Origin of the sequence: Streptomyces telluris, from assembly GCF_024519335.1 — a bacterium.
Lineage (GTDB): Bacteria > Actinomycetota > Actinomycetes > Streptomycetales > Streptomycetaceae > Streptomyces > Streptomyces telluris.
Genome location: NZ_JANIID010000044.1, coordinates 16,026 through 39,054, shown reverse-complemented (window position 1 = coordinate 39,054; position 23,029 = coordinate 16,026). Strand labels below are relative to the sequence as shown.

Below are 23,029 nucleotides of genomic sequence, written 5' to 3'. Positions count from 1 at the left end.
GCCCCGGCGGCTCCCGCCCCCGCGGCTCCGGTTTCCGAGGCCCCGGCTCCCGCGGCCTCCGCTTCCGCGGCCCCGGCTTCCGCGGCCTCCGCTTCCGCGGCCTCCGCCCCTGCGGCTCCGGCCCCCATGCCCGTGCCCCCCGTTCTCCCGCCGCCCCCCGCGCCCTGGACCGTGCCCGCCACCGCCGGCCCGGCCGCGCCCGCCGCCGCGCCTGCGTACCCCGCCGCACCGGCACCGGCGTCCGCGCCCGGGACGCTCCCCGGAGCCGTGCCGGGCCATGCCGCCCCGCCCTTCCCGCCCGCGCCGGAGGCGAACCCGCTCACCGTCATCGGCCCCACCCCCGAGTTCTTCGTGCTCCCCAAGGCCCGCCGCAAGCTCAACCTCGGCTGGGTGGCGGCCGCCGTGGCGGTCATGGTGATCGGCGGAGCCGTGGGCGGCGGGATCCTCCTGACGCAGGGCAAGGACGACGGCAAGCGGGACGCCGCCCGCATCGAGGACACCGAGTCCGTGGAGCCGGCGCCGCCTACGAAGGCGCCGAGCACGCCGCCCTCGCCGTCGCCGTCCGCCTCGCCGTCCGCGTCGCCTTCGGCCTCCGCCTCCGCGTCGGCGTCCCCGTCCGCCTCCGAGTCCGCCTCGGCCTCGCCGTCGCCCTCCGCGTCGTCGGAGGCGGCGAGCGGCGGCCCCGCGCCCGCGGGGTACGAGAACGTGTCCGCTCCGGAGGGGTTCTCCCTCGCCGTGCCCCAGGGCTGGCGCCGCGAGGACAACGGCAGCGGCCAGATCGACTACGCGGGCCGCACGGGCAGCGAGTACCTGCGCATCGGCATCGTGCACGGCACCAAGCAGCCCGCCTACGACCACTTCCAGGAGCTGGAGAAGGGCGTGGCCCAGCTGAACGGCTACAAGCGGGTCAAGATGACCCGCAACACCTTCCAGGGCCGCCCGGGCGCCCTGTGGGAGTGGACCTGGGTCGAGAAGTCCTCCGGCCGCACCATGCACGGCTACAACCAGGCGTACGTGGACGGTTCGGGCACGGAGTACGCCATCATGTTCCGCGGCCGGGACGGCGGCGGGGACGCGTACCGCAAGCCCTTCGACACCGCGCTCGGCTCCTGGCGGGCCGGGTAGCCGGGCGCGCTCCGGCGCCCCCTGAAGGGCCGGGTGGCCCCCGCCCGGCCGCGGCCGGGCGGCTCATAGACTCGGGTGACCAGTCCTCAGCCGAACGGGAGAGCCGACCGTGACCGATACCGAACACTCCGCGGATGTGATCGTCGTCGGGGCCGGCCCGGCCGGGTCGACCACCGCGTACTACCTCGCCAAGGCCGGACTGGACGTCCTCCTGCTGGAGAAGACGGCGTTCCCGCGCGAGAAGGTGTGCGGCGACGGGCTGACCCCCCGTGCCACCAAGCAGCTCGTGGCGATGGGCATCGACATCTCCGAGGAGGCGGGCTGGCTGCGCAACAAGGGCCTGCGCATCATCGGCGGCGGCGTCCGGCTGCAGCTCGACTGGCCGGATCTCGCCTCCTTCCCGGACTATGGACTGGTCCGCAAGCGCGACGACTTCGACGAGCAGCTGGCCCGCAACGCGGTGAAGGCCGGCGCGCGGATGTACGAGCGCTGCAACGTGGGCGCGCCCGTCATCGACGACCGCACGGGCCGGATCGTGGGCGTCGAGGCGAAGCTCGGCGAGGAGAAGACCCCGGTCACCTTCCGCGCCCCGCTGGTCGTCGCGGCCGACGGCAACTCCTCCCGGCTGTCGCTGGGCATGGGCCTGCACCGCCGCGAGGACCGCCCCATGGGCGTGGCCGTGCGCACGTACTTCACCTCCCCGCGCCACGACGACGACTACCTGGAGTCCTGGCTGGAGCTGTGGGACCGGCGCGGCCCGAAGGACCGGCTGCTGCCCGGCTACGGCTGGATCTTCGGCATGGGCGACGGCACGAGCAACGTCGGCCTCGGCGTGCTCAACACCTCCGATTCCTTCAAGGAGCTGGACTGGCGCGAGGTCCTCAAGGCCTGGTGCGCCTCGATGCCCGAGGACTGGGGCTACACCCCGGAGAACATGACGGGCCCGATCCGCGGCGCCGCCCTGCCCATGGCCTTCAACCGCCAGCCGCACTACACGCGCGGCCTGCTGCTGGTCGGCGACGCGGGCGGCCTGGTGAACCCGTTCAACGGCGAGGGCATCGCGTACGCCATGGAGTCCGGGCAGATCGCCGCGGACGTCATCGTCCAGGCCCACGCGCGCGCTTCGTACGCCCAGCGCGAGCTGGCCCTGCAGCGCTACCCGAAGGTCCTCAAGGACACCTACGGCGGCTACTACACGCTCGGCCGGGCCTTCGTGAAGCTCATCGGCAACCCGAAGGTGATGAAGATCGGCGCCCAGCACGGCCTGACGCACCCGCTGCTGATGAAGTTCACGCTGAAGATGCTGGCGAACCTGACGGACCCGCAGGGCGGGGATGCGATGGACCGCATCATCAACGGGCTGAGCCGGGTGGCGCCGAAGGCGTGACGGGGTAAACCCTTTCGTGTAGTTCTGATGCCGTTTCGGCGTGTCACTCTTTCGGGAGAAACGGGATAGTCCGGTTCCACTGCGGAGCCGGCCCGCTTTCTCCCGAAGGGAGTGCGCTCATGAATGCAGCGCACAGAGCCCCGTCCGTCCGCCGGACGGCCCGGCTCGCCGCCGTGGCGGCCGCACTGGCCCTGCCCGCGACCACCCTCGCCACCACCCCCGCCCATGCGGCTTCCTCCTGCGTGGTCAACGGCGTTGCGCAGCCGGGGCCGGTCGTCACCGGCACCCCCGGCCCCGACGTCATCACCTGCTCGTCCCTGGACGCCGCGGACCGTGTCGACGCCTTGGAGGGGAACGACATCATCACCCTCACGGGCCTCACGCAAGGGCGGGTCAACGCGGGTGACGGCAGGGACCTCATCAGGCTGATCGGCGGCGCCACGCTGACCCCCAGCGGTGACCTCGACGGTCAGGTCGGAAACGACCTGATCGAACTCAACGGCCATGTCCACGGGACGGTCCGCGGCGGCCAGGACAGCGATGCGATCACCCTCTTCCCGGGGGCCACCACTGCGGGCACCACCCGTATCCGCGCCGCCAAGGGGCCCGACAGCGTCACCTTCGGCCCCGGGGTCGTGAACCTCGGACTGGTCGAGGGCGTCGACGACGACGACATCATCGTCGTCCCGGTCAACCTGGGAACGGTCGACGGCGGCCCCGGCTTCGACATCTGCGTCGTCGGCGGCAACCGCCCGCTCAACTGCGAACTCCCGTGATCCGCCACGCCCTCCGTCCGACCGGAGCCCTGGCCGCCACCGCGGTCCTCGTCCTCGGCGGAGCCGCTCTCGCCGCCCCCGCCCGGGCCGTCTCGTCCTGCCGCGTGAACGGCGTGCCCGTAGCCGGTCCGTTCGTCCGCGGTACCGACGGGGACGACTCCATCGTCTGCGCCGACGGAGTGGATGCCGAGACCACTGTTGACGCTCTCGGCGGTGCCGACACCATCACCCTCACCGGCGCGATCGGCGGGGTGGTCCGGGGCGGCAGCGGGGCCGACCGCGTCGAGATCACCAGCGGTGAACTGAGCGGCGGCGTCGAAACCCAGGAGGGCGACGACGCGGTCGGGTTCCGCGGCTCGGCCACCATCGGGCCCGGCGGGCACGTCAGGACCGGCCAGGGCAGCGACACGATCTCCGTGGCAGCGGGTGGCACGGTCCACGGGGAGATCACGGGCGCCCGCGGCACGGACAGGATCGACGTGCACGGCACCGTGGCCCGCGGAGGCCGGGTTCTCGGCGGTCCCGATGCCGACGCGATCTTCGTCCAGCACAACAGAGGCTACGTGTACGCGGGTGGCGACCCCGGCGACGAATGCCGCGTGGCGGCCGGCGATCCCTGCATGTAGGACGCGCGCTCACACCACCCCGTTGAGGAGCGCCTGTCCCAGCGGGGTCAGCGTGTGATGCACGGAAGGGCCCGTGCGGGTGGTGCTGAGCAGGCCCGCCTCCCGCAGCACCGTCGCGTGCTCGCTCGCCGAGGCCGGGGAGATGCCGGTGCGGCGGGCGAGCTGTGCCGTGCTGCCGCCCTCGGCCGCCGCGTCCAGCACGCGGGCGCGGGTGCGCCCCAGCAGCGCGGTCAGCCGCCCGGGTTCGCCCGGGGCGGCGGGGCGGGAGAGGACCGCCTGGTAGGCGGACAGGTCGAGGGCGACGGGGTAGCACAGGTCGATCGGGGCCTCGTCGTCCGCGCTGTGGGCGCGGGCCGTGGGGTGCGGCCAGAAGAACGAGGGCGTGAGCGTCAGGCCGCGGCCCGCCAGGTGCACGTCGTGGAAGTCCCGGTGGAAGCCCTCGTTGTGCATGCAGGGCACGTGCAGCACGGGCGACTCCCAGCGCACGGTGGGGTGCAGGGTGGCGAGCAGGTGCTCGACGCCCTGTTCCGCGGCGGTGCGGATGCGGCGCGTGCGGTCGGCCTGCACGCAGGCGGTGACCTGCGACCAGTACGGCGCGAGGGCCGTCTCCCAGTACGAGCGGAAGGCCTGGTCGACGGTCCGGGCGGCCGGGCGGTCGGCGGTGTGCAGGTCGCCGAACCACTGCGGCACGGGGCGGTGGTCCAGCGCGCACTCCAGCTCGGCCGTCCAGACCTTCCGCGGCAGCGACCACACCGACTCCAGGCTCTCCGCCAGCGAGCCGGCCCCGTCCTCGGCGTGCAGGAACGCCTCGGGGAGGTACTCGCCCATGTTGGCCGGGGCGAGCTCCAGCAGGGGCCGCATGACCGGGCTCAGGCCGCGCTGGGTGCGGTGCCGCCAGCCGTCCAGGGCGATGCCGCCCATCCACCGGTTCTGCAGCACGGGCAGGCTCAGCGCCGCCTCCGCCAGCGGATCGGGGCCGGGCGCGAGGCGCACCCTGCCGAGATCTTCGGGGCCGAAGTGGATGCGCAGCACGGTGACCGAAGGTAGCGCCCCGGCGGTATCGGCCAGCTGTCCAGATCTGGACAACTTTACGGGGAGTCCGGATTCGGTCCCCGCCGAAGGGCTTTGTCCCCGCGGTGACGGTGCTTGCAGACTTCACATACCGGGGCGGCCGCTTCTCATGCGGCTCGGAGCGTCCGTCCCGGTGCCGGGGGAGGCACGGATGTCCTGGGGCGACGGGGGTCGCAGGGTGTCCGTGCGGGCAGGCCGCGCCGCGGGCCGTGCGGGGGACACGGCCGCCGGCGGGCATGCCGAAGGGCCGCCGTCCCGAGCGGTGGGACGGCGGCCCTTCGCGGGTGTGCGAGCCGCTGGGCGGTCCGGCGTCAGAGGACGCGGACGGCACCCGTGGGCGGGGAGTAGCTCATGTCGCGCTCGACGATGCCCGTGCTCGGGTTCTGCGCGCCGATGAACTTGCCGCCGCCGATGTAGACGGCCACGTGGTACGCGCTGCCGGCGGAGCCCCAGTAGAGGATGTCGCCGACCTGCAGGTTCGAGGTCGACACCTGGGTGCCGGCCGTCGACTGGTCCTGCGAGATGCGCGGCAGGTCGATGCCGATCTGGCTGTAGGCGGCCATGACCAGGCCGGAGCAGTCGTAGGAGGACGGGCCGGTGGAGCCCATCACGTACGCCTTGCCGACCTGGGCCCGGAGGAAGGAGACCAGGGAGGCGGTGCTGCCGGTGGCGGTGCCGCTGCTCTTGGCGGAGGACGAGGCGGGGGCGTCGGCGTCCTCGGAGTCCTGGGCGGCGGACTTGCTGCTCAGGCTCTGGCGCTCGGTGGCGCGGGAGGCGCGGGCCTCTTCCTTCTCGCGCTTCTCCTTGGCCGCGGCGGCCTTGCGCTCGGCCTCCGCCTTGCGCTCGGCCTCGTCGGCCGCCTTCTTGGCGGCGGCCTCGACCTTGCTGGTGGCCTCGTCCTGCTGCGCGCGGTCCTGGTAGTCGAAGGCGGTCTGCTGGGTGGCCGCCGCGCTCTGCGCGATGGACGTGGCCAGGGCCGCGTTGACCGCGGGCATCTCGACGGTCGCCTCGACGGGCTTCTCGGCGGCGGTGGCGGAACCGGCGCCGGCCACGGCCAGGGTGCTGAGGACGCCACCGGCAACACCAGTGCGGACGACCCACGACTGGGTGGCCGTACGACGGGGCTTCCGGTGGCTGGTTATGTGCGCGTTGGGGGACATGGGACAACGGACTATCAGTCCGCGCAGGGTGAGTTCAATAAAGGTGACGTGCGTCACAATTGACGTGGACGCGACCAGAATTCGGGCATTTGATCACGGGAACATCACGGCACTCCGCGCCCCGCCGACCCCTATCGGCCGCCTCAGCATGGGGTTTTGGCCATCGGTCATGATCGGCGATGGTCATATCACCATCTCGGCTCACGTGTCGAGGCTACCCGGCAAAACCGGTTCCAGACCCGTCCGGCGCGTGGCGCAGCTCACGTCCCGCCCGCCCCGCGGGAGCCCTCGTGAACGGAGGCACCGGTCGTCGCCCGGTGCGTCCTCCGGGGCGACGCCGGGTCAGCGGACGGCGCTCCTATATCAGTTGAAGGCGCCGCGTGCCAATTTGTCTGCGCGCGGCATCTCTTGATAATGCGACACCCCTCCGACCAGGCACTCGGCGTCCGATTGTCACCTCTGGTGATCACTCGGGCGCTTCGCGTATGAAGATCGCCGCTCATCCGACTTGATGATCGTTCGTCAGGTGGTGGAGATCACAAACGCGGGTGTGTACCCCGTGTCGCAGATCACAGACCGGCGGGCATAGGATGCAATCGACCCGGGCTTGTGAACTGCCTCACATATCGGTGATCTTCGCGGTGATCTCCGGTGGTCGTCACCGAGGGCGGTGCGCCCGGCCGGGTCCGGTAAGCCGGCAGTCAGCGTCGACTGGAAGGAGCGAGGAGCGGTGAACGCCTACGCGCCCATCCTCGTACTGGGAGCCCTCGGGGCAGGCTTCGCGATCTTCTCCGTGGTCATGGCCTCGCTCATCGGGCCCAAGAGGTACAACCGCGCCAAGCTCGAGGCCTACGAGTGCGGTATCGAGCCCACCCCGCAGCCCGCGGGCGGCGGGCGCTTCCCGATCAAGTACTACCTGACGGCGATGCTCTTCATCGTCTTCGACATCGAGATCGTCTTCCTCTACCCCTGGGCCGTCACCTTCGACGCCCTGGGTCTGTTCGGGCTCGTGGAGATGCTGCTCTTCGTGCTCACCGTCTTCGTCGCCTACGCCTACGTCTGGCGCCGCGGCGGCCTGGAATGGGACTAGGGGGCACCACATGGGACTCGAGGAGAAGCTGCCCAGCGGCTTCGCGCTGACCACCGTCGAGCAGGCCGCCGGCTGGGTCCGCAAGTCGTCCGTCTTCCCGGCGACCTTCGGCCTGGCCTGCTGCGCCATCGAGATGATGACCACCGGCGCCGGCCGTTACGACCTGGCCCGCTTCGGCATGGAGGTCTTCCGCGGCTCGCCCCGCCAGGCCGATCTGATGATCGTCGCTGGCCGGGTCAGCCAGAAGATGGCCCCCGTCCTGCGCCAGGTCTACGACCAGATGCCCAACCCCAAGTGGGTGATCTCCATGGGCGTCTGCGCCTCCAGCGGCGGCATGTTCAACAACTACGCGATCGTCCAGGGCGTCGACCACATCGTGCCGGTCGACATCTATCTCCCCGGCTGCCCGCCGAGGCCCGAGATGCTCATGGACGCGATCTTGAAGCTGCACCGGAAGATCCAGGGCGAGAAGCTCGGGGTGCACCGCGAGGAGGCCGCCCGCGAGGCGGAGGAGGCGGCCCTCAAAGCCCTGCCGTTGATCGAGATGAAGGGGCTGCTGCGGTGAGCGAGCAGGAACGGGTCCCCCCCGAGCAGGTGCCCGCCCAGCGGGAGGATTCCGGCGAGACCGTCCGCGTCCAGCGCGGCATGTTCGGCGCCCGCAACGGCGGCGACACCACCGGCTACGGCGGCCTGGTGCGGACCGTACGGCTGCCCGGCGAGGCCACCCGCCCCTACGGCGGGTACTTCGACGAGGTGGCGGACGAGTTCGCGGGCGCCCTGGAGGAACAGGGCCTCCTCCCGGAGAACGTGATCGAGAAGACCGTCGTCGACCGCGGCGAGCTCACGTTCCACATCGCCCGCGAGCACCTGCCCCGCGCCGCCCGCACCCTCCGCGACGACCCCGCGCTCCGCTTCGAGCTGTGCACGGGCGTGAGCGGAGTGCACTTCCCCGGAGACAAGGGCCGCGAGCTGCACGCCGTCTACCACCTGCGCTCGATCACCCACAACCGGCTGGTCCGGCTGGAGGTGAGCGCCCCCGACGCCGACCCGCACATCCCGTCGGTCGTCGACGTCTACCCCACCAACGACTGGCACGAGCGCGAGACCTACGACTTCTTCGGCATCGTCTTCGACGGCCACCCCGCGCTCACGCGGATCATGATGCCGGACGACTGGCAGGGCTTCCCGCAGCGCAAGGACTACCCCCTCGGCGGTGTCCCCGTCGAGTACAAGGGCGCCCGCATCCCGGCTCCGGACGAGCGGAGGTCGTACAGCTGATGAGCGCATCACAAGCAAGCCCGCGCGAGACGACGGAAGGCACCGTCTACACGGTCACCGGCGGCGACTGGGACGAACTCGCGGCCACCGCCAAGCAGGCCGACGACGAGCGCATCATCGTCAACATGGGTCCGCAGCACCCCTCCACCCACGGAGTGCTCCGGCTGATCCTGGAGATCGACGGCGAGACCGTCACCGAGGCCCGCTGCGGCATCGGCTATCTGCACACCGGCATCGAGAAGAACCTCGAATACCGGACCTGGACCCAGGGCACCACCTTCGTCACGCGCATGGATTACCTGACGCCGTTCTTCAACGAGACGGCGTACTGCCTCGGCGTGGAGAAGCTCCTGGGCATCGAGGAGCAGATCCCCGACCGCGCCTCGGTCATCCGCGTGCTCCTGATGGAGCTGAACCGAATCTCCTCGCACCTGGTGTGCATCGCCACCGGCGGCATGGAGCTCGGCGCCACCACGATCATGATCTACGGCTTCCGGGACCGCGAGCTCGTCCTCGACGTCTACGAGCTGATCACCGGCCTGCGCATGAACCACGCCTACGTCCGCCCCGGCGGCCTCGCGCAGGACCTGCCGCCCGGCGCCGTGGACCAGGTGCGCGAGTTCGTGAAGAAGATGCGCAAGAACCTGCCGGAGTACGACAAGCTCGCCACCGGCAACCCCATCTTCAAGGGCCGCCTGCAGGACGTCGGCCACCTCGACCTCGCCGGCTGCATGGCCCTCGGCGCGACCGGCCCCATCCTGCGTGCCACCGGGCTGCCGCACGACCTGCGCAAGTCCCAGCCCTACTGCGGCTACGACACCTACGACTTCGAGGTGCCGACCGCCGACACCTGCGACTCCTACGGGCGCTTCCTGATCCGCCTGGAGGAGATGCACCAGTCCCTGCGGATCATCGAGCAGTGCCTGGACCGGCTGGCCCCCGGCCCGGTCATGGTCGCGGACAAGAAGATCGCCTGGCCCGCCCAGCTGGCCCTGGGCCCCGACGGCCTCGGCAACTCCCTCGACCACATCAAGAAGATCATGGGCACCTCCATGGAGGCCCTGATCCACCACTTCAAGCTGGTGACGGAGGGCTTCCGGGTCCCGCCCGGCCAGGCCTACGCCGCGGTCGAGTCGCCCAAGGGCGAGCTGGGCGTCCACGTCGTCAGCGACGGCGGCACCCGCCCCTACCGCGTCCACTTCCGCGACCCGTCCTTCACCAACCTGCAGTCCATGGCGGCGATGTGCGAGGGCGGCCAGGTGGCCGACGTGATCGTCGCGGTGGCGTCCATCGACCCCGTGATGGGAGGCGTCGATAGGTGAGCGTCGCACGCGCGGCCGCCGGGCCGCAGACGAGCACGAAAGCCGCACCTCTGCGCCGCGGGGGCGGAGATGGGGGTACCGCCCAGGCCGTTCAGGCACTGGGGGAGAACAGGGAGGCGCTGTGACCCATGACGTACAGCTCGGGATGCCTCAGCTTCCCGCGCCCGACTATCCCGCCGACGTACGGGAGCAGCTCGCGGCCGACGCGCGGGAGGTGATCGCCCGCTACCCCGACAGCCGCAGCGCGCTCCTGCCGCTGCTGCACCTCGTGCAGGCCGAGGAGGGGCACGTCACCCGCACCGGCCTGCGGTTCTGCGCCGAGCTGCTCGGCCTGACCACCGCCGAGGTCACGGCGGTCGCCACCTTCTACACCATGTACCGGCGCGAGCCCGGTGGCGAGTACCAGGTGGGGGTGTGCACCAACACCCTGTGCGCCGTCATGGGCGGCGACGCCATCTTCGAGGGCCTGCGCCGCCACCTCGGCATCGGCAACGGCGACACCACCCCCGACGGCAAGATCACCCTTGAGCACGTCGAGTGCAACGCCGCCTGCGACTTCGCTCCCGTCGTGATGGTCAACTGGGAGTTCTTCGACAACCAGACGGTCGAGAGCGCCAAGGCCCTCGTGGACGACCTGCGCGCCGGCCGCGGCGCCGATCCGACCCGCGGCGCCCCGCTGTGCACCTTCCGGGAGACCTCCCGGATCCTCGCCGGCTTCCCCGACCCCCGCCCCGGCGCGGTCGAGGCGAGCGGCGGCGCGGGCCCTGCCTCCCTGGCGGGGCTCCGGCTGGCCAAGGGCGACGGCGCCGGCCCGGCCCGGGTGGGCCCGCCCCGCGGCGCCCCGCCCTCAACCGGGCCCCGGCAGCAGCCCGGCGAGCACCTCAGCTCCCATGACGCCCCGCAGAAGACATCCGCCTCGGACCCCGACCACCCCGCCGGACCCGTCACCGAGGAGGGGGAGGGATGACCATGGCACCAGCGATGGGGGAGACGAGCCCGGAAAAGCTGCTCGCTCCCGTGCTGAGCGCCTTCTGGGACGAGCCGCGCTCCTGGACGCTGGAGACCTACCTGCGCCACGACGGCTACCAGGGCGCGCGCAAGGCGCTCGCGATGGCCCCCGACGACGTCATCGGCTACGTCAAGGACTCGGGCCTGCGCGGCCGCGGCGGCGCGGGCTTCCCGACCGGGATGAAGTGGCAGTTCATCCCGCAGGGCGACGGCAAGCCGCACTACCTCGTGGTCAACGCGGACGAGTCCGAGCCCGGGGCCTGCAAGGACATCCCGCTGCTCTTCGCCGCCCCGCACACCCTCATCGAGGGCATCGTGATCGCCTGCCACGCGATCCGCTCCGAGCGGGCCTTCATCTATCTGCGCGGAGAGGTCGTGCCGGTGCTGCGCCGGCTGCACGAGGCCGTGCGCGAGGCCTACGCCGCGGGCTACCTCGGCAAGAACGTCCTCGGCTCCGGGATGGACCTGGAGCTGACCGTGCACGCGGGCGCGGGCGCGTACATCTGCGGCGAGGAGACCGCCCTCCTCGACTCCCTGGAGGGGCGCCGCGGCCAGCCCCGGCTCCGGCCGCCCTTCCCCGCCGTGGCGGGCCTCTACGCCTGCCCCACCGTGGTGAACAACGTCGAGTCCATCGCGTCGGTTCCCGCGATCCTCCACAAGGGCAAGGAGTGGTTCCGTTCGATGGGCACCGACAAGTGCCCCGGATTCACGCTCTATTCGCTCTCGGGGCACGTCGCGAACCCCGGCCAGTACGAGGGCCCCATGGGCATCACGCTGCGCCAGCTGCTCGACATGAGCGGCGGCATGCGGCCGGGCCACCGGCTGAAGTTCTGGACGCCGGGCGGCTCCTCCAGCCCCATGTTCACCGCCGAACACCTCGACGTGCCGCTGGACTTCGACAGCGTGGGCGCCGCCGGCTCCCTGCTGGGCACCAAGTCGCTGCAGTGCTTCGACGAGACGACGTGCGTGGTGCGCGCCGTCACCCGCTGGACGGAGTTCTACGCGCACGAGTCGTGCGGCAAGTGCACCCCCTGCCGCGAGGGCACGTACTGGCTGGTCCAGCTGCTGCGCGACATCGAGGCCGGCAAGGGCCGCAAGTCCGACCTCGACAAGCTCGCCGACATCTCCGACAACATCAACGGCAAGTCCTTCTGCGCCCTCGGCGACGGCGCCGCGGCGCCCATCCTCTCCTCGCTGCAGCACTTCCGCGCGGAGTACGAGCAGCACATCACGGGCCGGGGCTGCCCCTTCGACCCGTCGAAGTCGACCCTGTGGGCCGACGGCCCACAGAACTCCCACCTGGAGGTGAACGCGTGACGGTCACGACGTCTGCCCCCTCCGGAGGAGGGGGCGCGGAGCCGCCGCCGGAGGACCTCGTCTCCCTCACGATCGACGGCGCGGCGATCTCCGTCCCCAAGGGGACGCTGGTCATCCGTGCCGCGGAGCTGCTGGGCATCGAGATCCCCCGCTTCTGCGACCACCCGCTGCTCGACCCCGCCGGCGCCTGCCGGCAGTGCATCGTGGAGGTCGAGGGCCAGCGCAAGCCGATGGCCTCCTGCACCATCACCTGCACGGACGGCATGGTCGTCAGGACGCAGCTGACCTCGCCCGTGGCCGAGAAGGCGCAGCGCGGCGTGATGGAGCTGCTGCTGATCAACCACCCGCTGGACTGCCCCGTCTGCGACAAGGGCGGCGAGTGCCCCCTGCAGAACCAGGCGATGACGGCGGGGCAGGCCGACACCCGCTTCGAGGGCCGCAAGCGCACCTTCGAGAAGCCGGTGCCGATCTCCCCGCAGGTGCTGCTGGACCGCGAGCGGTGCGTGCTGTGCGCGCGCTGCACCCGCTTCTCCCAGCAGATCGCGGGCGACCCGATGATCGAGCTGCTGGAGCGCGGGGCGCTGCAGCAGGTCGGCACGGGCGAGGGCGCTCCCTTCGAGTCGTACTTCTCCGGCAACACCATCCAGATCTGCCCGGTGGGCGCGCTGACCTCGGCCGCGTACCGCTTCCGCTCGCGCCCCTTCGACCTGGTGTCGTCGCCGTCGGTGTGCGAGCACTGCGCGGGCGGCTGCGCGCTGCGGACGGACCACCGGCGCGGCAAGGTGATGCGCCGCCTCGCCGCCGACGACCCGGAGGTCAACGAGGAGTGGGTGTGCGACAAGGGTCGCTTCGCGTTCCGCTACGCGCAGCGGCCGGAGCGCTTCGCCCACCCGCTCGTGCGCAGCGCCGAGGGCGTGCTCGAACCGGCGAGCTGGCCGGAGGCCCTGGACGCCGCGGGGCGCGGGCTGGCGGCCGCGCGCGGCAGAGCGGGCGTGCTGACCGGCGGCCGGCTGACGGTCGAGGACGCGTACGCGTACGCCAAGTTCGCGCGGGTGGCGCTCGACACGCACGACGTCGACTTCCGGGCCCGGGTGCACAGCGGTGAGGAGGCGGACTTCCTGGCCGCCCGCGTCGCGGGCCGCGGCCGGGATCTCGACGGGAGCGGGCCGACGTACGCCGCTCTGGAGAAGGCCCCGGCGGTTCTGCTGGTGGGCTTCGAGGCGGAGGAGGAGGCGCCCGGCGTCTTCCTGCGGCTGCGCAAGGCCTGGCGCAAGCACGGGCAGCGCGTCTTCGCGCTCGCCACGCACGCCAGCCGCGGTCTGGAGAAGGCCGGCGGGACGCTGCTGCCCGCCGCTCCCGGCACCGAGACCGAGTGGCTGCGGGCGCTGGCCGACGCGGCCGGCCCGGACGCACCGGGGCGGGCCGCGGCCGACGCCCTGCGCGCGGACGGGGCGGTGATCGTCGTCGGCGAGCGGCTCGCGGGCGTGCCCGGCGCGCTGACGGCCGCCGTCGCGGCCGCCGCGGCGACCGGGGCGCAGCTGGTGTGGATCCCGCGCCGGGCGGGGGAGCGGGGCGCGATCGAGGCGGGGGCCCTGCCGGGGCTGCTGCCCGGCGGCCGCCCGGCCACCGACCCGCGGGCGCGCGAGGAGACCGCGGCCGCCTGGGGCGTCTCCGACCTGCCGCGCAGCCCCGGCCGGGACACCGGCCAGATCGTGGAGGCGGCGGCCAGGGGCGAGCTGGGCGCCCTGCTGGTGGGCGGCGTCGAGGTCGCGGACCTGCCCGATCCGGCACGCGCGCGTGAAGCGCTGGACGCCGTCGGATTCCTGGTGAGCCTGGAGCAGCGGCCCAGCGAGGTGTCGGACCGGGCGGACGTCGTCCTGCCGGTGGCGGCCGTGGCCGAGAAGGCGGGCACGTTCCTCAACTGGGAGGGCCGGGCCCGCCCGTTCGAGGTGGCGATCAGGCCCGATCAGCTGCCGCGCCGCCACGTGCCGGCGGACGCCCGCGTGCTGCACATGCTGGCCGACACCATGGGCATCGGACTCGGCCTGCCGGACGTCGACGCCGTCCGCGCGGAGCTGCGCCGCCTCGGCCCCTGGGACGGGGCGCACGCCGCGGACCCGGTGGAGGCCGCCCGGCCGCTGCCGCAGCCCGCCGCGGGCGAGGCGGTGCTCGCGGGTCACCGGATGCTGCTGGACCAGGGGCGCCTGCAGGACGGTGACGACGCCCTCGCCGGCACGCGGCACGCGGCGCTCGCCCGGCTGTCCGCGGCGACCGCCGCGGAGGTGGGCGTGCGCGACGGCGAGCTGCTCGCGGTGACGGGCCAGGCCGGGACGGTGCGGCTGCCGCTGCGCGTGACGGCCATGCCGGACCGCGTGGTGTGGCTGCCGATGAACTCGGCCGGCGGCGGCGTCGCCGGGGACACCGGCGCGCGCCCCGGCGAGCTCGTACGGATCGGGGCGGATTCCGGTGAGGGCACCGGGACCGGGACACCGGAGGCGCGGTAGTGAACGCTGTGGAAGCTGTGCAGGCTGTGCAGGCTCACCGACTGACCGGACTGGCCGCCGAGGACCTGTCGATGTTCGGCCGGGACCCGTGGTGGCTGGTCGTCGTCAAGGCGGTCTTCTGCTTCGCGTTCGTCATGCTGACCGTGCTGTTCTCGATCGTCTGGGAACGCAAGGTCGTCGCGTGGATGCAGCTGCGCATCGGCCCCAACCGGCACGGCCCGTGGGGCATGCTGCAGTCCCTCGCGGACGGCATCAAGCTGATGCTGAAAGAGGACGTGATCGTCAAGCGGGCGGACAAGGCGGTCTACCTGCTCGCCCCGGTCGTGGCGGCCGTGCCCGCGTTCATGGCGATCGCCGTGATCCCCTTCGGCCCGGCCGGCAACGAGATCTCGGTCTTCGGGCACCGCACCACGATGCAGCTCACGGACCTGCCGATCGGCGTGCTCTACATCCTCGCCACGGCCTCGGTGGGCATCTACGGCATCGTGCTCGCGGGCTGGTCGTCCGGCTCGACGTACCCGCTGCTCGGCGGCCTGCGCTCGTGCGCGCAGATGATCTCCTACGAGATCGCGATGGGCGTCTCCTTCGCGGCCGTCTTCCTCTACTCGGGGTCGATGTCGACCTCGGCGATCGTGGAGGCCCAGCACGACCGCTGGTACGTGCTGCTGCTGCCGGTGTCCTTCCTGGTCTACATCGTGGCGATGGTGGGGGAGACCAACCGGGCGCCGTTCGACCTGCCGGAGTCCGAGGGCGACCTGGTCGGCGGCTTCAACACCGAGTACTCCTCCATCAAGTTCGCGATGTTCATGCTGGCCGAGTACGTCAACATGGTCACCGTCTCGGCGGTGGCGGTGACGCTGTTCCTCGGCGGCTGGCGGGCCCCGTACCCGGTCTCGGCGTTCTGGGAGGGCGCGAACCACGGGTGGTGGCCGCTGCTGTGGTTCGTGATCAAGCTGCAGCTGCTGCTGTTCTTCTTCATCTGGCTGCGCGGGACGCTGCCGCGGCTGCGCTACGACCAGTTCATGAAGCTGGGGTGGAAGGTCCTCATCCCGGTCTCGATGGTGTGGCTGATGCTCGTCGCCTCGGTGCGGGCCCTGCGGAACGAGAACTACGACTTCCAGCAGATCGTGCTGTACGTCGGCGGCGCCGTCGTCGCGGTCCTGCTGCTCTCCTTCGTGGCGGACATCTTCCGCAAGGGCGAGCGCGGCCAGGGCGACGGAGAGGCCGCGCCGGAGCGGGAGTTCGACCCGACGGGCGGCGGGTTCCCCGTGCCGCCGCTGCCCGGGCAGACCCTTCCGCCGGTGCCGCGCCGCAGGCCGCGCCGTGACGGAGACCTCATTGTCAGTGGCGGGCCCGATACTGTGCGTGACGGAAAGGAGGGCTGACGGCAGTGGCTACCGAACCCGCGCGGGGCGATGATCCCCGCGACACCCCCCGCAATCCCGTGGCCGGCTTCGGCGTGACCTTCAAGGCCATGTTCAAGAAGCGGCTGACCGAGCAGTACCCGGAGTACAAGAAGCCCACGGCCCCCCGCTTCCACGGCCGCCACCAGCTCAACCGGCACCCGGACGGCCTGGAGAAGTGCATCGGCTGCGAGCTGTGCGCCTGGGCCTGCCCCGCCGACGCCATCTACGTGGAGGGCGCGGACAACAAGGACGAGGAGCGCTATTCGCCGGGCGAGCGCTACGGCCGCGTCTACCAGATCAACTACCTCCGCTGCATCCTGTGCGGCCTGTGCGTCGAGGCGTGCCCGACCCGCGCCCTCACCATGACCAACGAGTACGAACTGGCCGACAGCAGCCGCGAGTCGCTCATCTATACAAAAGAGGAGCTCCTGGCCGGCCTGGAGGAGGGCATGGTCGACAGCCCGCACGCGATCTTCCCCGGCATGACCGAACAGGACTACTACCGCGGCCTGGTGACGGAGGCCGCACCCGGCACCGTCCGCCAGGTCGCGGTCACCAAGGGAGAGAAGCCCGACGAGGAAGGGGCCGACGCATGAACGCCCCTTCTCCGGTCGTCTCCTCCCTGGCCGCCTCGGCCGCCTCCACCACCTCGACGGGCGAGGCGGTCCAGTTCTGGATCCTGGCGGTCGTCGCCGTCCTCGGGGCGCTGGGCGCCGTCTTCATGAAGAAGGCCGTGCACAGCGCCCTCTCGCTGGCCGGCACCATGATCGTCCTGGCGGTGTTCTACCTCGCCAACGGCGCCTACTTCCTGGGCGTCGTCCAGATCGTCGTCTACACCGGCGCGATCATGATGCTGTTCCTCTTCGTCGTCATGCTCGTGGGCGTCACCGCCGCCGACTCCCTCAAGGAGACCATCAAGGGCCAGCGGTGGCTCGCCGCCCTGTGCGCGCTCGGCTTCGGCATCCTCCTCATGGCCGGCATCGCCAACGCCTCCCTGAAGGAGTTCAACGGCATCGGCCGGGCCAACGCCGGGGGCAACGTGGAGGGCCTCGCCGCCCTCCTCTTCACCAAGTACGTCTTCGCGTTCGAGATCACCGGCGCCCTGCTGATCACCGCGGCCGTCGGCGCGATGGTGCTCACCCACCGCGAGCGCACCGAGCGCGCCGCCACCCAGCGCGAGCTCGCCGAGCGGCGCGTCCGCGAGGGCAAGCAGATCACCCCGCTCCCCGCCCCGGGCGTCTACGCCCGGCACAACGCCGTCGACATCCCGGGCCTCCTCCCGGACGGCACCACGTCCGACCTCACCGTCAGCCCCACCCTGCGGGCCCGCGGCCAGGTCCGTGACGTCTCGGGCGAGGCCCTGGAGGACCTGGCGGCCCTGGAACAGCGCTCGGGCGACTGGCAGGAGCGCGGCCGCAGCGAGGACGCAGGCGCGAAGGGGGCGAGTAAGTGAACCCGGTCAACTACCTCTACCTGGCGGCCCTCCTGTTCACCATCGGGGCGGCCGGCGTGCTCATCCGGCGGAACGCGATCGTCATCTTCATGTGCGTCGAGCTGATGCTGAACGCCTGCAACCTGGCCTTCGTCACCTTCTCCCGGCTGCACGGCAATCTCGACGGCCAGATCATCGCCTTCTTCACGATGGTCGTGGCCGCGGCCGAGGTCGTGGTGGGCCTCGCCATCATCGTGACGATCTTCCGCTCCCGGCACTCGGCCTCGGTGGACGACGCCGGCCTGCTGAAGCTGTAAGGGGACGCTGACGTGGAGAACCTCATCGGATTGCTCGTCGTGGCACCGCTGCTGGGCGCGGCCGTGCTGCTGTGCGGCGGGCGCAGGCTCGACCGCGGCGGGCCCTGGATCGGCACGCTGTTCGCGGCGGTGTCCTTCGCGATCGGCGTGGTGCTCTTCGCCGCGCTGCTCGGCCGCGACGCCGACGACCGCACGCTGGACGCCACGGCCTTCAGCTGGGTGCCCGTCGGCGGCTTCCGCGCGGACGTCGGCTTCCACCTCGACCAGCTGTCGATGACCTTCGTCCTGCTGATCACGGGCGTGGGCACGCTCATCCACCTCTACTCGGTGGGCTACATGGCGCACGACGAGCGGCGGCGGCGCTTCTTCGGCTATCTCAACCTCTTCCTCGCCGCGATGCTCCTGCTCGTCGTCGCGGACAACTACCTCCTGCTGTACGTGGGCTGGGAGGGCGTCGGCCTCGCCTCGTACCTGCTCATCGGCTTCTGGCAGCACAAGCCGAGTGCGGCCACCGCCGCCAAGAAGGCGTTCCTCGTCAACCGCGTCGGCGACATGGGCCTGTCGATCGCGATCATGCTGATGTTCACCACGTTCGGCACCTTCGCGTTCGGCCCCGTCCTGGAGCGGGCCACGGAGGCGGGCGAGGGCAAGCTGACGGCCGTCGGGCTGATGCTGCTGCTCGCCGCCTGCGGCAAGTCCGCCCAGGTGCCGCTGCAGTCCTGGCTCGGGGACGCGATGGAGGGCCCGACGCCGGTCTCGGCCCTCATCCACGCGGCCACGATGGTGACCGCCGGCGTCTATCTGATCACCCGCTCCGGCGCAATCTTCAACGCCGCGCCGGACGCCCAGACCGCGGTGGTCACGGTCGGCGCGGTCACGCTCCTCTTCGGTGCGATCGTCGGTTGCGCGAAGGACGACATCAAGAAGGCCCTGGCCGGCTCCACCATGTCCCAGATCGGGTACATGATCCTGGCCGCCGGGCTGGGACCGATCGGATACGTCTTCGCGATCATGCACCTGGTGACGCACGGCTTCTTCAAGGCCGGTCTCTTCCTCGGCGCCGGCTCCGTCATGCACGGCATGAACGACGAGGTCGACATGCGCCGCTACGGCGGCCTGCGGACGTACATGCCGGTCACGTTCGTCACCTTCGGCCTCGGCTACCTCGCCATCATCGGCTTCCCCGGGCTGTCCGGCTTCTTCTCCAAGGACAAGATCATCGAGGCCGCCTTCGCCAAGGGCGGCACCGAGGGCTGGATCCTGGGCGGCGCGGCCCTGCTCGGCGCGGCCATCACCGCGTACTACATGACCCGCGTGATGCTCATGACCTTCTTCGGCGAGAAGCGCTGGCAGCCCGACGCACAGGGCGAGCTGCCGCACCCCCACGAGTCGCCGCGCACCATGACGATCCCGATGGTCGTCCTGGCCTTCGGATCGGTCTTCGCCGGCGGCCTGTTCAGCATCAACGACACCTTCCTGAAGTGGCTGGAGCCGGTCACCGGGCACGCGGAGGGGCACTCGCCCGTCAGCGCCCTGACCGTCACCGCGGCCACCATGGTCGTGCTCGTGATCGGCGTGGCGATCGCCTGGGCGCAGTACGGGCGCCGGCCCGTCCCCGTCACGGCCCCCCGCGGCAGCCTGCTCACCCGGGCCGCCCGGCGCGACCTCCTGCAGGACGACTTCAACCACGTCGTGCTGGTCCGCGGGGGCGAGCACCTCACCCGCAGCCTGGTCTACGTCGACCACTCCCTGGTCGACGGCGTCGTCAACGGCACCGCCGCCTCCGTGGGCGGCCTGTCGGGCCGGATGCGCAAACTGCAGAACGGCTACGCCCGTTCGTACGCGGTCTCGATGTTCGGCGGTGCGGCGGTGCTCATCGCCGCCACCCTGCTGATGAGGGCGGTTTAGCCATGTCCTTTCCCCTGCTGACGCTCACGGCCGCGGTTCCCGCGGTCGGCGCGGTCGCCACCGCGGCCGTGCCGGCCGGGCGCCGCACCGCCGCCAAGTGGCTCGCGCTCGCCTTCTCGCTGGCGACGCTCGTCCTGGCGGCCGTGCAGCTCGTGCGCTTCGACCCCGACGCGAAGGGGCCCTTCCAGCTCACCGAGTCGCACGCCTGGATCAAGGACTTCGGGGTCCGCTACGAGCTGGGCGTGGACGGCATCGCGGTCGTCCTGATCGCCCTGGCCGCGCTGCTGATCCCCTTCATCATGCTGGCCGGCTGGCACGACGCCGACCCGCAGGAGAGTGGATCGTCCCGCTGGCGCCCCACCCAGGGCTTCTTCGCGCTGATCCTCATGGTCGAGGCGATGGTGGTGATCTCCTTCGAGGCCACCGACGTCTTCCTCTTCTACATCTTCTTCGAAGCCATGCTCATCCCGATGTACTTCCTCATCGGCGGCTTCGGGGACCGCGCGGGCGAGCGCACCGAGGGGGACGCCGCCGCCCAGCGCTCGTACGCCGCGGTGAAGTTCCTCCTCTACAACCTCGTCGGCGGGCTGATCATGCTGGCCGCCGTCATCGGGCTGTACGCGGTCACCGCCGACCAGCTCGGCACCGGCACCTTCTCCCTCCAGGAGATCGTCCAGGCGCGCGCCGCCGGCAAGCTGGACCTCGCGACCACCACCGAACGGGCCCTGTTCCTGGGCTTCTTCTTCGCCTTCGCCGTGAAGGCCCCGCTGTGGCCGCTGCACACCTGGCTGCCCAACGCCATGGGCGAGGCCACCGCTCCCGTCGCCGTGCTGATCACCGCCGTGGTCGACAAGGTCGGCACCTTCGCGATGCTCCGCTTCTGCCTCCAGCTCTTCCCGGAGGCCTCCAAGTGGGCCACTCCCGTCATCGTCGTCCTGTCGCTGATCAGCATCCTGTACGGGGCGCTGCTCGCGGTCGGGCAGCGCGACATCAAGCGGCTGGTCGCCTACGCCTCGATCTCCCACTTCGGCTTCATCGTGCTCGGCATCTTCGCGATGACCAGCCAGGGCCAGAGCGGCGCGACGCTGTACATGGTCAACCACGGCATCTCCACGGCCGCGCTGATGCTCGTCGCCGGCTTCCTGATCTCCCGCCGCGGCTCGCGGCTCATCGCGGACTACGGCGGCGTGCAGAAGGTCGCCCCGGTCCTCGCCGGCACCTTCCTCGTCGGCGGTCTGGCGACGCTGTCGCTGCCGGGCCTCGCGCCGTTCGTCTCCGAATTCCTGGTCCTCGTCGGCACGTTCAGCCGCTATCCGGCCGCCGGTGTGGTGGCCACCCTCGGCATCGTGCTCGCCGCCCTCTACGTCCTCGTGCTCTACCAGCGCACCATGACCGGGCCGGTGAAGGAGGAGGTGCGGGGCATGCCCGACCTCAGGGCGCGCGAGCTGGTCGTCGTCACCCCGCTGATCGCCCTGCTGCTCTTCCTCGGCGTCTATCCCAAGCCGGTGACCGAGATCCTCGACCCGGCCGTCCGGCACACGATGTCGCAGGTGCACGAGGCCGACCCCCAGCCCGACGTGAACGATGTGGAGGCCGCGAAGTGAGCCACGCAGCATCCGTCCACAGCCTGTGGACGATGTCGGCCGCCGCGCCGCAGAAGATCCCGGCGCCGCACATCGAGTACGCCCAGCTCTCGCCGACGCTGATCGTGCTCGGCGCCGCGGTGCTCGGCATCCTCGTGGAGGCCTTCCTCCCGCGGCGCGCCCGCTACCACGCGCAACTGCTGCTGTCCTGCGTCGCGCTGGCCGCGGCCTTCGCCGCCGTCGTCGCCCTGGCCGCCGGAGGCTACGCCACCGGCAAGGCGCACGCCGCGGCCATGGGCGCCGTCGCCGTCGACGGCCCGGCGCTGTTCCTGCAGGGGACCATTCTCCTCGTCTCCCTGGTGGCCGTGTTCACCTTCGCCGAGCGGCGCCTGGACCCGGAGGCGCACGGCAAGCCCGTCGACTCCTTCGCCGCCCAGGGCGCGGCCGTGCCCGGCGGCAAGGCCGAGCAGGACGCGGTGAAGGCCGGCTTCACCACCACCGAGGTCTTCCCACTCGTGCTCTTCGCGGTGGGCGGCATGCTCGTCTTCCCCGCCGCGGACGACCTGCTGACGCTCTTCGTCGCGCTGGAGGTCTTCTCCCTCCCGCTGTACATCCTGTGCGCGCTGGCCCGCCGCAAGCGGCTGCTGTCGCAGGAGTCGGCCGTGAAGTACTTCCTGCTCGGCGCCTTCTCCTCGGCCTTCCTGCTGTTCGGCGTGGCCCTGCTCTACGGCTACGCCGGCACCGTCACCTACTCCGGCATCGCCGACGTCGTGAACGGCTCCGTGCGGACGCTCGACCCGGCCCTCGCCGCCACCACCGGCAACGACGCCCTGCTGCTGATCGGTGGCGCGCTCGTGCTGATGGGCCTGCTGTTCAAGGTCGGTGCGGTGCCCTTCCACATGTGGACGCCGGACGTCTATCAGGGCGCCCCCACACCCGTCACGGGCTTCATGGCCGCGGCCACCAAGGTCGCCGGCTTCGGCGCGCTGCTGCGGCTGCTGTACGTGGTCCTGCCGGGGCTGCGCTGGGACTGGCGGCCGGTGATGTGGGGCGTCGCGATCATCACGATGCTGGTCGGCGCGATCGTGGCCGTCACGCAGACCGACGTGAAGCGGCTGCTGGCCTACTCCTCCATCGCGCACGCGGGCTTCATCCTCGCGGGCGTCATCGCGACGACCCCCGACGGCGTGTCGTCCGTGCTGTTCTACCTGGGCGCGTACTCCTTCGTCACCCTCGGCGCCTTCGCGGTCGTGACGCTCGTGCGCGACGCGGGCGGGGAGGCCACGCACCTGTCCAAGTGGGCGGGGCTCGGCCGCCGTTCGCCGCTGACCGCCGCCACCTTCGCGGTCTTCCTGCTGGCGTTCGCCGGCATTCCGCTGACGAGCGGCTTCGCGGGCAAGTTCGCCGTGTTCAAGGCGGCGGCGCAGGGCGGGGCCGCGGCGCTGGTCATCGTCGGTGTGGTGTCCTCGGCGATCGCCGCGTTCTTCTACGTCCGGGTGATCGTGCTGATGTTCTTCAGCGAGCCGAAGGCGGACGGGCCGACGGTGGCGGTGCCGAGTCCGCTGACGTCGTCGGCCATCGCGATCGGCGTCGCGGTCACGCTCGTTCTCGGCGTGGCGCCCCAGTACTTCCTGGATCTGGCCGGCCAGGCAGGGGTGTTCGTGCGGTAGCCGTAGGGCTCACGGCTCACGGCCCGGCCCCTGACCCTTCCGAGGGTCA

20 protein-coding genes are annotated in these 23,029 nt (G+C 71.5%); 18 read left to right on the top strand and 2 right to left on the bottom strand.

Annotated features, from left to right (window positions below; genetic code table 11):
* The first annotated feature begins 171 nt into the window (after positions 1 to 171).
* The 4 genes from NQU55_RS32525 (at position 172) to NQU55_RS32510 (ending at position 3,914) form a co-directional block, all read left to right on the top strand.
* The gene (locus NQU55_RS32525; RefSeq protein ID WP_206329834.1) at positions 172 to 1,125 is read left to right on the top strand and encodes a serine/threonine kinase C-terminal domain-containing protein; all 954 of its coding nucleotides are present in this window, start codon (positions 172 to 174) and stop codon (positions 1,123 to 1,125) included.
* Positions 1,126 to 1,234: 109 nt separating this feature from the next.
* Positions 1,235 to 2,512, top strand: a complete 1,278-nt coding sequence (locus tag NQU55_RS32520; protein WP_058047629.1) for a geranylgeranyl reductase family protein — start codon at positions 1,235 to 1,237, stop codon at positions 2,510 to 2,512.
* A 119-nt stretch (positions 2,513 to 2,631) separates the two neighbouring features.
* Positions 2,632 to 3,288, top strand: a complete 657-nt coding sequence (locus NQU55_RS32515) for a hypothetical protein (RefSeq protein WP_168095118.1) — start codon at positions 2,632 to 2,634, stop codon at positions 3,286 to 3,288.
* A complete protein-coding gene (locus tag NQU55_RS32510) occupies positions 3,285 to 3,914 on the top strand; it encodes a hypothetical protein (RefSeq protein ID WP_168095117.1) in 630 nt (209 codons plus the stop codon). The genes NQU55_RS32515 and NQU55_RS32510 overlap by 4 nt, the downstream gene beginning before the upstream one ends.
* 9 nt (positions 3,915 to 3,923) lie before the next feature.
* Here the strand turns inward: NQU55_RS32510 and NQU55_RS32505 are convergent, their stop codons facing one another.
* Both NQU55_RS32505 and NQU55_RS32500 read right to left on the bottom strand, forming a co-directional pair.
* A complete protein-coding gene (locus NQU55_RS32505; RefSeq protein ID WP_168095116.1) occupies positions 3,924 to 4,946 on the bottom strand; it encodes a winged helix-turn-helix domain-containing protein in 1,023 nt (340 codons plus the stop codon).
* Positions 4,947 to 5,296: 350 nt separating this feature from the next.
* Positions 5,297 to 6,145 carry a C40 family peptidase gene (locus tag NQU55_RS32500; RefSeq protein ID WP_168094323.1) on the bottom strand — a complete coding sequence of 283 codons (849 nt, stop codon included), beginning with the start codon at positions 6,143 to 6,145 and terminating at the stop codon, positions 5,297 to 5,299.
* A 730-nt stretch (positions 6,146 to 6,875) separates the two neighbouring features.
* On the opposite strand from NQU55_RS32500, the gene NQU55_RS32495 reads away from it, so the two are divergent.
* The 14 genes from NQU55_RS32495 to nuoN all read left to right on the top strand — a co-directional run bounded on the left by NQU55_RS32495 (position 6,876) and on the right by nuoN (position 22,980).
* Positions 6,876 to 7,235: an NADH-quinone oxidoreductase subunit A gene (locus NQU55_RS32495; protein WP_058047631.1), complete on the top strand. Its 360-nt coding sequence runs from the start codon at positions 6,876 to 6,878 to the stop codon at positions 7,233 to 7,235.
* Positions 7,236 to 7,245: 10 nt separating this feature from the next.
* On the top strand, positions 7,246 to 7,800 hold the full coding sequence (locus NQU55_RS32490; RefSeq protein ID WP_058047632.1) for a NuoB/complex I 20 kDa subunit family protein: 555 nt from the start codon (positions 7,246 to 7,248) through the stop codon (positions 7,798 to 7,800).
* Entirely contained in the window at positions 7,797 to 8,513 is a 717-nt protein-coding gene (locus NQU55_RS32485) for an NADH-quinone oxidoreductase subunit C (protein WP_168094324.1), read from the top strand. Before NQU55_RS32490 ends, NQU55_RS32485 begins: the two co-directional genes overlap by 4 nt.
* Complete coding sequence (locus NQU55_RS32480; protein WP_168094325.1) at positions 8,513 to 9,835, top strand: NADH-quinone oxidoreductase subunit D; 1,323 nt, start codon at positions 8,513 to 8,515, stop codon at positions 9,833 to 9,835. Before NQU55_RS32485 ends, NQU55_RS32480 begins: the two co-directional genes overlap by 1 nt.
* A 145-nt stretch (positions 9,836 to 9,980) precedes the next feature.
* Entirely contained in the window at positions 9,981 to 10,802 is an 822-nt protein-coding gene (gene nuoE / locus NQU55_RS32475) for an NADH-quinone oxidoreductase subunit NuoE (RefSeq protein WP_168094328.1), read from the top strand.
* The gene (gene nuoF, locus NQU55_RS32470) at positions 10,799 to 12,160 is read left to right on the top strand and encodes an NADH-quinone oxidoreductase subunit NuoF (protein ID WP_168094326.1); all 1,362 of its coding nucleotides are present in this window, start codon (positions 10,799 to 10,801) and stop codon (positions 12,158 to 12,160) included. Before nuoE ends, nuoF begins: the two co-directional genes overlap by 4 nt.
* The gene (locus NQU55_RS32465) at positions 12,157 to 14,664 is read left to right on the top strand and encodes an NADH-quinone oxidoreductase subunit G (RefSeq protein WP_168094327.1); all 2,508 of its coding nucleotides are present in this window, start codon (positions 12,157 to 12,159) and stop codon (positions 14,662 to 14,664) included. The genes nuoF and NQU55_RS32465 overlap by 4 nt, the downstream gene beginning before the upstream one ends.
* A 71-nt stretch (positions 14,665 to 14,735) precedes the next feature.
* Entirely contained in the window at positions 14,736 to 16,049 is a 1,314-nt protein-coding gene (gene nuoH, locus NQU55_RS32460) for an NADH-quinone oxidoreductase subunit NuoH (protein ID WP_256791661.1), read from the top strand.
* Between the two features lie 5 nt (positions 16,050 to 16,054).
* The gene (nuoI, locus tag NQU55_RS32455; RefSeq protein WP_168096519.1) at positions 16,055 to 16,666 is read left to right on the top strand and encodes an NADH-quinone oxidoreductase subunit NuoI; all 612 of its coding nucleotides are present in this window, start codon (positions 16,055 to 16,057) and stop codon (positions 16,664 to 16,666) included.
* Positions 16,663 to 17,523, top strand: coding sequence for an NADH-quinone oxidoreductase subunit J (locus NQU55_RS32450; RefSeq protein WP_168096518.1), 861 nt, complete (start codon positions 16,663 to 16,665; stop codon positions 17,521 to 17,523). Before nuoI ends, NQU55_RS32450 begins: the two co-directional genes overlap by 4 nt.
* Complete coding sequence (gene nuoK, locus NQU55_RS32445; protein WP_058047640.1) at positions 17,520 to 17,819, top strand: NADH-quinone oxidoreductase subunit NuoK; 300 nt, start codon at positions 17,520 to 17,522, stop codon at positions 17,817 to 17,819. Before NQU55_RS32450 ends, nuoK begins: the two co-directional genes overlap by 4 nt.
* 12 nt (positions 17,820 to 17,831) lie before the next feature.
* Positions 17,832 to 19,727 (top strand): NADH-quinone oxidoreductase subunit L, encoded by a 1,896-nt coding sequence (gene nuoL / locus NQU55_RS32440; protein WP_256791653.1) that lies wholly within the window; start codon positions 17,832 to 17,834, stop codon positions 19,725 to 19,727.
* 2 nt (positions 19,728 to 19,729) lie between these two features.
* The gene (locus NQU55_RS32435) at positions 19,730 to 21,331 is read left to right on the top strand and encodes an NADH-quinone oxidoreductase subunit M (protein ID WP_256791652.1); all 1,602 of its coding nucleotides are present in this window, start codon (positions 19,730 to 19,732) and stop codon (positions 21,329 to 21,331) included.
* On the top strand, positions 21,328 to 22,980 hold the full coding sequence (nuoN, locus tag NQU55_RS32430) for an NADH-quinone oxidoreductase subunit NuoN (RefSeq protein ID WP_256791651.1): 1,653 nt from the start codon (positions 21,328 to 21,330) through the stop codon (positions 22,978 to 22,980). Before NQU55_RS32435 ends, nuoN begins: the two co-directional genes overlap by 4 nt.
* Positions 22,981 to 23,029 lie beyond the last annotated feature (49 nt).